Annotated in this window: 5 protein-coding genes; 1 reads left to right on the top strand and 4 read right to left on the bottom strand. The window is 35.1% G+C overall.

Annotation, left to right across the window (positions count from 1 at the left end):
* Positions 1-514, top strand: a 514-nt coding sequence (locus tag AC6F75_RS06485; RefSeq protein ID WP_500714141.1) for a DUF8810 domain-containing protein, incomplete at its 5' end; no start/stop codon positions are given.
* A gap of 91 nt (positions 515-605) precedes the next feature.
* On the opposite strand, the gene AC6F75_RS06480 is transcribed toward AC6F75_RS06485, so the two are convergent.
* From AC6F75_RS06480 to AC6F75_RS06465, 4 genes are all read right to left on the bottom strand, one after another.
* A complete protein-coding gene (locus AC6F75_RS06480; RefSeq protein WP_500714140.1) occupies positions 606-1,058 on the bottom strand; it encodes a hypothetical protein in 453 nt (150 codons plus the stop codon).
* A gap of 109 nt (positions 1,059-1,167) precedes the next feature.
* Positions 1,168-1,581, bottom strand: coding sequence for a PIN-like domain-containing protein (locus AC6F75_RS06475; RefSeq protein WP_500714139.1), 414 nt, complete (start codon positions 1,579-1,581; stop codon positions 1,168-1,170).
* Positions 1,578-2,249: a DUF433 domain-containing protein gene (locus AC6F75_RS06470; protein ID WP_500714138.1), complete on the bottom strand. Its 672-nt coding sequence runs from the start codon at positions 2,247-2,249 to the stop codon at positions 1,578-1,580. Before AC6F75_RS06470 ends, AC6F75_RS06475 begins: the two co-directional genes overlap by 4 nt.
* A gap of 108 nt (positions 2,250-2,357) precedes the next feature.
* Positions 2,358-2,795, bottom strand: a complete 438-nt coding sequence (locus tag AC6F75_RS06465; RefSeq protein WP_500714137.1) for a hypothetical protein — start codon at positions 2,793-2,795, stop codon at positions 2,358-2,360.
* Between the last annotated feature and the right edge of the window lie 411 nt (positions 2,796-3,206).

The following is a 3,206-nucleotide window of genomic DNA, read 5'->3' as shown; positions in this document are numbered from 1 at the left end:
CATGTGGATAATACCAACTGATAACAAAGCCCTGCTAGGTGTTTTAAACTCAAAAATGGGGTGGTGGCTTATTACCAAATATTGCACTCAAATACAAAACGGGTGCCAGTTAATTTGGAAATATTTTGGACAAATACCTGTACCCAACGTAGCACAAGCCCCCGAGTTAGAAAGTTTAGTGAACCAAATAGTACAGCTAAAAGCCAATGCCGCACAAATAGAAGCTGCTTTTTTGGGGTTGTTGCAAATCAAATTCCCAATCGAAAAATTCACAACCAAATTGCAAAACTGGCACGAATTGGACTATGCAGCCTTTTTAAAAGAATTGAAAAAAGCCAAAGTGCAGATGAGTTTATCAGAAGAAGCCGAGTGGATGCACTACTTTAATGAGCAAAAACAAAAAGCCCAAGCCATAAAAGGTGAGATTGAGAAAACGGATCGAGAGATTGATCAAATGGTTTATGAGTTGTATGGGTTGACGGAGGAGGAGATTCGGATTGTGGAACAAGCTTAACTCGCGAACACCTATTGAAAAAACAATAAAAAGGAGTTGAAACTTCGCAGAGCGGGGGTGAGGGAGCGGGAAATATCTTTAAAACAATATTTTATTCCTCACAATGACTCATATCAATAGAATTAAAAATGGTCGAGACCAGTTCGCATTCCTGATTATTGTTGAGATTATTTTTAATTGCTTCAAAAAAAGCTAAGTTATTATTTTGTTCAATTATCTTAACCGCATTTTCACAGCGTTGATCCAATATTGAATCTATTTCATCAAATTTTTCAAAGTCCTCTTCAATTTTTAGTTTTTCTTCTGTAGAGGCAGCTTCAAAATAGGAAAAGAAATTTTCTTCAGCTTTTGCAATACCAAGTTCAGCATTCTCAGAAAGTAATACTACAAATTTTGGATGTAGCTCTTTTAAAAATGAGTTTAAACAGTCACACAATTCTTCTGCCGCAATTTGTGCTTGAGCCAATTCGTTGTTTTCTTCAGTGGATTGTGCTTGACTGAAACTAACAAACAGCATTAACACGATAGTTAATAATGCTTTCATTATGATTTGTGTTTTAAGGAAACTAAATTTGTTTTATGTACTAAATATATGAAGTTTTTATTTATATACCCATACAACGCGATGCAATCGCGCGGGATCCGGGGTATAATTATAAGCGTTTCATTTTACCGCTCAATTTAAATTGATAGGCAAATGGTCTTTTGTCATGTATAGCTTTATGGCATATTTCCGGCCAGTTTTTTGAGAGTGCCTGCACCATCTCCCAAATAGATAGTCCTTTTTTGCTACTTGGCCCTCTTAAAATAAATAAACCCACACCATTTTGTTGGTAGAGTTCAATTTCATCTTTTCGTCTTGTGATGTTTAAATCCTGTGTAATCACGCAGCTTTTTTCTTTACCTATTTTGGGCAGCCATTCACGGTCTTTTGCTCCGGGGTTAAAAGTATCCGGCAAATAAGCAACGTTTAGAAGTTTTCCGGTTTTTAAGCCTTCAGGCTTTTGAATTATATCAAAACCCATTGCTAAGTGGCGAGGCATATTTTCATCAAGGTAAATGATCATGCCGCTTTACAGTATTCCAAGGCGTGATTGACTTCTTCTTCTGTCAATTCATATACATGGGCGATATAGGGAATCGGGTCGCCGGCCTTGTAATGGTTTGATATAATTTGGGGATATATGTTTTTTTTATTGATGACGGGATGACCAAATTTCCTTGCCGGGTCAATGAGGATGGATTTGTCTTTGCCCATAGGCCAAAATCGGGTAGCCAACTCATTATCACTGAATTCCAGTTTTCTAAAAAACAATTTGATAAAATCTAAATTGAACTGTTTTGTTCCATCTAAAGTAATTGTTCCTTGTTTTGTGGCAAGAAAAATTGTGTTACCATCTGTTTTTATGCCGTCTATCACATTTTTTAAGGCAAATGGAAAAGCAGTATTGAATAAACAGGATAGTTCTTTATGTGCTTCCAATACTTTTCTTGGTTTTACACCTGCTTCGGTAAACAGCATCATCACATAAAACTCCACTACTGTATGAAAACTAACTGCTCTGGTGCCATTATTTTGCCAGGAGTATTTTATTTCAAATTCTTTACCCAGTTTACCATCCCAATATTTGTTCATCCACAAATAAACCTTTCGATAAGGTATGCGCAGTATTTCTGCTATGTCTGAAGCAGTATAAATCCCGGTTCCTATTTTTGGTTTATTTTCGAAATTCATCGTTGTCATAAGTTACTACAAAAGTACAATTTAAGTATTAATGTTATTCATAAGGGTTTTTTAAAAATGCATTTGATTAGAAAAGCGTATGATTTCTTAAGCTTATGGTTAAGTACTACCCCCTTTTCTCAGTCTCCTTTTTCTTTTCATTGCAATAAATTCAGGCATTTTATTTTCAACTATTTCTAACCCTTTGTTTCTCAAAATCATTTCTATTAATTCTTCACTTTGGTCAAATTGCATAGCTAAATCTTTAATGGTGACTCCTTTTAAATAGCGTTCTTGGATTTTTAATTGTTCTGAATCGGTTATATGCTTGTATTTTTCGCCGGTTTTCTCGGGCATTTTAGCCTTGTAATTTTGGAGTACCTTTATGATGTCTGACAAAACTGTTGGATTAATTTTTATGGTGTTTTTTGTATTAGTCGAGCCTTGAATGTGTTGAATAATTTCAACATATAGTAACCCTGTATCGTGTTTAATCAGATCAATTAAAAAATTACTTTTATCAAATTCAAGTTGGGTTGTTAGGATAATTTTATTCATTGCCTTTCAAAATTTTAAGGGTATGACATACAACTCATTCATTTATGTTACTTCATCTAAGCCACATTGTAGCACTGTTTTTTGGGGATAAATTAAACAGGGGAGTATAAAAATATAAAACAATTTGATAAAATCGGTTTAAAACAAAGGTAAAAGATGGTGGGTTGGACAAAATTCTCCATGCCTTTGTGTTTTTGACAATAAGTTAAACTGTCTATAAGCATGTCCTTATACTCGTTTCTGGTAAATACATCAAGCCACTCTACAACAGCGAAGCATACAAAATACAAACCTTCAGGATTATGGAGCCTGCCTGCCGGCAAGGCAGGTTTGTGGTTTCTGCTCATAATGGCTTGTTTTGCTATTCATTGGCAGGAGTTACTGTGAAATTAATGCTTACCACGCGAGGGG

It is taken from the genome of Planktosalinus sp. (assembly GCF_059864935.1).
The sequence above is the reverse complement of the archived record's forward strand: the minus strand, read 5'-3'. Positions and strand labels throughout refer to the sequence as shown.